Origin of the sequence: Chamaesiphon sp. OTE_75_metabat_556, from assembly GCF_031378165.1 — a bacterium.
Taxonomy (GTDB): Bacteria; Cyanobacteriota; Cyanobacteriia; order Cyanobacteriales; family Chamaesiphonaceae; genus Chamaesiphon.
Window position 1 is genome coordinate 1 of record NZ_JANNDR010000327.1, and the last position, 5,264, is coordinate 5,264.

Below are 5,264 nucleotides of genomic sequence, written 5' to 3' on the forward strand. Positions count from 1 at the left end.
GTGAAAATATCGATGAAAATCGCTTGCGTGCTTACATTACTGAGGATCTTCAAAAAGAGCAAACCCTCGCTTGGCTCAAAGACCATGCCACAGTAGAATTGGTACCCGAAGGTTCGCTCAAACCAGCCGAGGTAGACGAGCCAACTGCTGCTGGTGAAGCTGAAGCGATCGATATTTTGGCAGAAGCAGTCGCCGAATAATTGCCGATTTGGGTGTGCAAAATGGTGTAAGATAGCTCCCATTCCGCACACCCAAGTCGTTTAAATAGTTTGTGCTCAGACGCAATCGGATTGCGATGAAGGCTACTGAAGCGATCGACTTAACATGAGTTTTAGTGATGTTTTCCACACCTGCGATCATCAAGCGGAACAACAACTTTAGTAGAGAGATTGGTATAATTCAGTTATCTGGATGACATTGAGCCAGTAACAACAGCTTAGTTTATTTTCCCCTCATACACCTCTTCCACCATGATTGGATCCAACTCTACTTACGGTTCGATTAGAAGTTACAGCCAGAGCGAAATCTATGCAGGTACCAACGTGGTTCCCATGGTGGTAGAACAATCTGGATCTGGCGAACGCGCTTTTGATATCTACTCGCGACTTTTACGCGAACGGATGATTTTCTTGGGAACCGCAGTCAACGACAGCGTCGCCGATACCCTAGTCGCGCAAATGCTCTTTCTCGAAGCTGAAGATCCCGAAAAAGATATTCAATTACATATCAATTCTCCTGGTGGATCGATTACCGCTGGCATGGCTATTTATGACACCATGCAACAAATCCGCCCCGATGTCGTGACAATTTGCTATGGTTTAGCTGCGAGTATGGGCGCATTTCTATTGTCTGCTGGTGCCAAAGGCAAACGCATGTCTTTACCCAACTCGCGGATCATGATCCACCAACCACTGGGTGGCGCACAAGGTCAAGCCGTAGATATCGAAATTCAAGCTCGCGAAATTCTCTATCTCAAAAACCATCTCAATGGTCTACTGGCCAGTCATACCGGACAGTCGATCGAGAAAATTGCTGAAGATACCGAACGCGACTTTTGGATGTCTCCCGCCGAAACTCTCGCTTACGGCGCGATCGATCAGATTATCGAACGTGTTTGAATTGAGACGATTTAGTTTTGCTAGCACCAAAATTACCCAATTTAGGCTCGATCTCGCGATCGGCGCACGGATTTAAATCTATAATTTCAATTGTTAGCACGATCGTAATCATCCACTGGCTAGTTAATCGGACGGAGATCGATGCCAAGCTCGATCTCCAAATACGCCCAGGCAGTAACCGATAACTAATCGATCGCTCCAGCATCGATCACAACTATAATATTGCTTCACGAGGCACGCTCACTAATATGCCAGCTACCAAAAACTATGACTCTCATCTCAAGTGTTCTTTTTGTGGCAAGTCGCAGGAACAGGTTCGGAAGCTAATCGCTGGACCGGGAGTTTATATCTGTGATGAATGTGTAGAGCTGTGCAATGAGATCCTCGATGAAGAATTACTAGATCCCAATGGTCCGGTCACTCATCCCCCCACTAAAGCCGAACCCCCGCGCAAACGTCGCGAATCGGTGCCGATGAATCTCAGCCAGATGCCCAAGCCGCGAGAACTCAAGAAATACCTCGACGAGCATGTGATCGGCCAAGATGAAGCCAAAAAAGTCCTCTCGGTATCCGTATATAACCATTACAAGCGACTCAGCTACGCTCAAGCCAAAACCCAAGAGAAAGAACAACAGTCAGACAATGCTGCTCCTGGTGTCAATGGCATCCACAAAGCCAACGCCACCGACGAAGGGGTCGAACTCCAAAAATCGAATATCCTACTGATCGGGCCGACAGGCTGTGGTAAAACCATGCTCGCCCAAACCCTGGCCAAAGTTTTGGATGTACCCTTTGCCGTCGCTGATGCGACCACACTCACCGAAGCTGGCTACGTGGGTGAGGATGTCGAAAATATCTTACTCCGGTTGCTACAAGTGGCCGACCTAGATGTCGAAGAAGCCCAGCGGGGAATTATCTACATCGATGAAATCGATAAAATCGCCCGCAAGAGTGAAAACCCCTCCATCACTCGTGATGTCTCAGGCGAAGGCGTCCAGCAAGCACTGCTGAAAATGCTCGAAGGCACAATCGCCAGCGTCCCCCCTCAAGGCGGCCGCAAGCATCCTTATCAAGACTGTATTCAAATCGATACTAGCAACATCATGTTTATCTGTGGTGGTGCCTTCGTCGGCCTAGAGAAGGTAATCGAACAGCGGATGGGAAAAAAGTCGATGGGCTTTATCCAACAAGGTGAAACCATCAACCGCGAGCAACGCACTGCGGATATGATGAAACATTTGGAACCTGAAGATCTTGTTAAATACGGTCTAATTCCTGAATTTATCGGTCGGGTGCCCGTAATTGCCACCCTCAACCCCTTGGACGAAAATACCCTCGTCTCAATTTTGACAGAGCCGCGCAGTGCCCTAGTCAAACAGTACGAGAAACTATTACACATGGATAATGTGACACTTGAATTTGATCCCGACGCCATCCGCGCGATCGCTAAAGAAGCTCACCGCCGCAAAACTGGAGCCAGAGCATTGCGGGGAATTGTCGAAGAGCTAATGCTCGACGTGATGTACGAACTACCATCCCGCAAGGATCTCACGTGCTGTACGATCACCCGCGAAATGGTCGAAAAAAGATCGACTGCCGAGCTGTTGATTCACCCAGCCTCCGTACCGAAGCCAGAATCCGCCTAAATTAGGATAGTTTGAGGGAAATCGGCACAAATAATGCGATCGCTTCCCTCAGCCAAATCTCTTAGACCATCGATCGATAACCAATAGCCAAGATCGGCGATCAGTCGGGCTGCGACTCCACCGTGTCAAGCCGAGGGTTTGCTGCGACGATCAACTCGTGAATTTTTCACCAAACTTGCGACCTGTGGGGTTTTAAGCGATTTCCTCGCGATCTAGATCCGATAGCAGACGATAAATCCTCGTAATAAGTTCCATACAAATGGCTGATGCCCACGACCGATCTAGTGAGATATAGTTCATATATAAATTCAAACCGCGTGATTTAAAGGATTTTAAATCTAGCGACCTGAATTTTAATAATTCTTTTTTAGTAGTGCTGACCTAACTGTAAATTCACATTACTAAGGGAAATCGGGGTTTAAGCTTTCACAGGCTGGTAAGGTTCTTACCAGCCATTTTTGTGTCTAAATACCATATTTGCGACGAGTGCGATGCGCATCGGCCTCAATGTTTGACCGATCCATTGCCCATCTCAATTTAGCCGATCGAGCGCGCGGATTGGCGGCTAATTCAGCTTCGGTCGCAATAATCGGCTTTTTGGTCAGTACCTTTAAAGTTTCATTAGTTCTGAGGGTATGTTTGACAATCCGGTCTTCGAGACTATGAAAACTAATCAGTCCGATCTTCCCCTCTGGCTGCAACCATGTCGGCGCGACTGCCAAAAACTGTTCGAGCGAACTTAGCTCTTGGTTGACCATAATTCGCAGTGCTTGAAACGTGCGCGTCGCAGGATGGATGCGTCCATGGCGGTAGGCTTTGGGCACGGCACCACCGATCGTATAAGCTAATTGGGTCGTCGTCGTAAATGGTCGTCCGGCAACGATATCACGAGCAATTTGGCGCGAGAGCCGTTCTTCCCCATAAGTAAAGATAATCCGCGCTAATTCGGCCTCGGTAGTATGGTTGACCAAATCGGCGGCGGTAGTACCTTGAGAGCGATCCATCCGCATATCTAGCGGTGCTTCATTCCGAAAACTAAAGCCGCGCTCGGCGAGATCCAATTGCACCGAACTGACACCGAGATCGGCAATGATGCCATCAAATTGCTGTCTCACCGCTGGGTAGTCAGCATAGTTACCATGCCAAAATTGGACTCGATCTCCATACTGTGCGAGTCTGTGTTTGGCGGCATCTAATGCCTGTAAATCTCGATCGATCGCCACCAACCGGACATCGGGCGCAGCTTGTAAAATTAGTTCGCTATGCCCACCGCCGCCGACAGTGGCATCTAAATAACACCCCCCCGCACTTACCGCCAAGCCAGTGACTATTTCCTGGCTTAATACTGGAATATGCAAAAAATCGGCATCCATTGTTTGGGAGTTAGGAGTTGGGAATTGTTATTAGGAAAAGATTGTGAAAAACTGAGGCTCGGAATATTTGAGAGAACCATGCAAAAAGAGGTTAGACAAGTTGATGTCTAACCTCTTTTTTAAATTAGTGTCTAAGTACCCCCAAGGGAAATCGAATCCCTGTCGCCTCCGTGAAAGGGAGGTGTCCTAGGCCTCTAGACGATGGGGGCTTGTTTCAGACATTTATCAATATACGAGATATTTTGGTAGCTGTCAATACCTTGGTGAGATTAATTTCGCGATCGCGGCCGAGAGAGAAATCGACATAAATATGTAACCAATCTACCCGATTCAGTTGTCGATCGATCTATGATGGTGATTCAAACCCGATCTCGTGTCCAGAGGCTGTGCCACCGCATCATGACTACTACTCGCCCCCAGCAGCATCCCAGTATCGTTACCCATTTACCCTTTATTCGGAGCGAACTTACCAGCTTACAAGCATACACGCCGCATCCGGCTGGAACGGCGGGGCAATCTGTAGCGGTAGAGATCGATCGAGTAGATACAAATGAAAATCCCTACGATCTGCCGAGCGATCTCAAGCAAAAATTGGCGCAGACGTGGGTAGCATCGATTGAGAGCAACCGCTATCCCGATGGGGGTCACTATTGTCTCAAGGCTGAGATCGCTGACTATGTAGCCGCTTCCGCAGGACTGACAGATCTCATTCTCCCCAGTCAAATTAGTGTGGGCAACGGTTCGGATGAATTGTTGCGATCGCTGCTGATTGCGACTTGTGTGGGGGGTACGGGCAGTATTTTGGTCGCGGGGCCGACGTTTAGCATGTATGGTATTTTGGCGCAGACGTTGGGGCTTCCGGTCGTGAGTATTGATCGATCTGCGGTGAATTTTGAAGTCAATTTGAATGCAGCCCAGACAGCCATTCGGGATCGGCAAGGTGCGCCAATTAAAGTAGTATTTATGGTCAACCCCAATTCGCCGACAGGTAATGCTTTGACAGCGGCAGAATTGGACTGGATGCGGAGTTTACCAGCAGATATTTTGGTAGTTATTGATGAAGCTTATTTTGAGTTTAGTCAACAGACAGTGGTTGCCGAATTAGCCGAGCATCCCAATTGGATCGT

The 5,264-nt window shown here is 48.3% G+C and carries 4 protein-coding genes, 1 tRNA gene and 1 pseudogene; 4 read left to right on the top strand and 2 right to left on the bottom strand.

The annotated features are described in order from the left end of the window. From RMO27_RS12995 to clpX, 3 genes and pseudogenes are all read left to right on the top strand, one after another. Positions 1–200 (top strand): annotated as a pseudogene (locus tag RMO27_RS12995) (trigger factor); the annotation flags it as partial. Positions 201–470: 270 nt separating this feature from the next. Then, positions 471–1,118 (top strand): ATP-dependent Clp endopeptidase proteolytic subunit ClpP, encoded by a 648-nt coding sequence (gene clpP, locus RMO27_RS13000; RefSeq protein ID WP_396133706.1) that lies wholly within the window; start codon positions 471–473, stop codon positions 1,116–1,118. Positions 1,119–1,366: 248 nt separating this feature from the next. Further along, a complete protein-coding gene (clpX, locus tag RMO27_RS13005) occupies positions 1,367–2,764 on the top strand; it encodes an ATP-dependent protease ATP-binding subunit ClpX (protein WP_309733124.1) in 1,398 nt (465 codons plus the stop codon). A gap of 464 nt (positions 2,765–3,228) precedes the next feature. Here the strand turns inward: clpX and rsmH are convergent, their stop codons facing one another. Both rsmH and RMO27_RS13015 read right to left on the bottom strand, forming a co-directional pair. Further along, positions 3,229–4,137: a 16S rRNA (cytosine(1402)-N(4))-methyltransferase RsmH gene (rsmH, locus tag RMO27_RS13010; protein ID WP_309733127.1), complete on the bottom strand. Its 909-nt coding sequence runs from the start codon at positions 4,135–4,137 to the stop codon at positions 3,229–3,231. Positions 4,138–4,273: 136 nt separating this feature from the next. Next, positions 4,274–4,346: transfer RNA gene (locus RMO27_RS13015), tRNA-Glu, on the bottom strand. 190 nt (positions 4,347–4,536) lie between these two features. Here RMO27_RS13015 and RMO27_RS13020 point away from each other — a divergent pair. After that, positions 4,537–5,264: aminotransferase class I/II-fold pyridoxal phosphate-dependent enzyme (locus tag RMO27_RS13020; protein WP_309733130.1), on the top strand; the 728-nt coding region annotated here is incomplete at its 3' end.

What these genes read in the sequence shown, in the direction of transcription:
- rsmH (WP_309733127.1), bottom strand. Translation starts at nt 4,137, where the DNA reads ATGGATGCCGATTTTTTGCATATTCCAGTATTAAGCCAGGAAATAGTC.
- clpP (WP_396133706.1), top strand. Translation starts at nt 471, where the DNA reads ATGATTGGATCCAACTCTACTTACGGTTCGATTAGAAGTTACAGCCAG.
- clpX (WP_309733124.1), top strand. Translation starts at nt 1,367, where the DNA reads ATGCCAGCTACCAAAAACTATGACTCTCATCTCAAGTGTTCTTTTTGT.